Source organism: Vibrio genomosp. F10 str. 9ZD137, assembly GCF_049974785.1.
In the GTDB taxonomy this organism is placed as follows: Bacteria; Pseudomonadota; Gammaproteobacteria; order Enterobacterales; family Vibrionaceae; genus Vibrio.
In genome coordinates, this window is record NZ_JBNGCJ010000950.1 from 1 (window position 1) to 1,204 (window position 1,204).

Consider the following 1,204-nt stretch of genomic DNA (forward strand, 5'->3'; position numbering starts at 1 on the left):
ACCGCTCTTCCGATCTGTCAACGATGATCTTACGACCTGTTAGACCACAGTCACCCATTGGGCCACCGATTACGAAACGGCCTGTCGGGTTGATGAAAAATTTAGTTTCTTTGTTGATCCACTCAGAAGGTAATACTGGCTTAATGATCTCTTCCATTACCGCTTCACGAAGGTCTGGAGTAGAGACTGAATCGCTGTGCTGAGTTGAAAGAACAACCGCATCGATACCGACAATCTTGCCTTGGTCGTACTGGAAAGTAACTTGAGATTTCGCATCTGGGCGAAGGAAATCAAGCTTGCCGCTCTTACGTACTTCCGCTTGTTTCTTAACAAGAAGGTGAGAGTAAGTGATTGGAGCTGGCATTAGAATTGGCGTTTCGTTCGTCGCGTAACCAAACATGATGCCTTGGTCGCCAGCGCCTTGTTCTTTCGGGTCGGCTTTATCAACGCCTTGGTTGATGTCTGGTGATTGCTTACCGATCGTATTGAGTACGGCACAAGAATCGGCATCAAAGCCCATGTCTGAATGAACGTAGCCAATTTCACGAACGGTTTGGCGAGTAATCTCTTCGATATCAACCCAAGCTGACGTTGTGATTTCACCGCCAACCATCACCATGCCAGTTTTTACATAAGTCTCACAGGCGACGCGGGCTTTTGGATCTTGTTCAATGATGGCATCAAGAACAGCATCAGAAATTTGATCTGCAATTTTATCTGGATGACCTTCTGAAACAGACTCAGAAGTAAATAGGTGCTTAGCCATGAGAGCTCCACTAATTTGATTGTTGATGATGAACGTTAGCATTCACCACAATAATGTTGGATAAATAATTGTAGGTGTTTCTACATCTAGACGTCTATTCTAATTTTGAACGAGTGAATTACAAGTTCTTTTTTGGATATATCATAACTAAACGTTTGCGTCTGAATATTGCTCTTTGATTCGGTGAATGTATGCCGTTGTGAAAATAGTTGTAAATTTGAGCGAAATCTCCAGTAAAACGTTTGCAGTAGCAAGGGGGCTTTGAGAGAATATGGCGCCTGAATTCAACGAATAATTCAGATTCTATTATTTTTTAAATCGCTTACGCACTCAGGAGCAGACATGCCTTCTCGTAAAGATCTAGCCAATGCAATCCGCGCACTTAGTATGGATGGTGTTCAACAAGCAAATTCAGGCCACCCAGGCGCACCTATGGGT

2 protein-coding genes are annotated in these 1,204 nt (G+C 43.5%); one reads left to right on the plus strand and one right to left on the minus strand.

Annotated elements, in window-relative coordinates; translation table 11 throughout:
- A partial coding sequence (metK, locus tag ACP45E_RS20755) for a methionine adenosyltransferase (protein ID WP_069585494.1) occupies positions 1-766 on the minus strand: 766 nt, incomplete at its 3' end.
- Positions 767-1,108: 342 nt separating this feature from the next.
- On the opposite strand from metK, the gene ACP45E_RS20760 reads away from it, so the two are divergent.
- On the plus strand, positions 1,109-1,204 hold a 96-nt coding region (locus ACP45E_RS20760), incomplete at its 3' end, for a hypothetical protein (protein ID WP_141707464.1).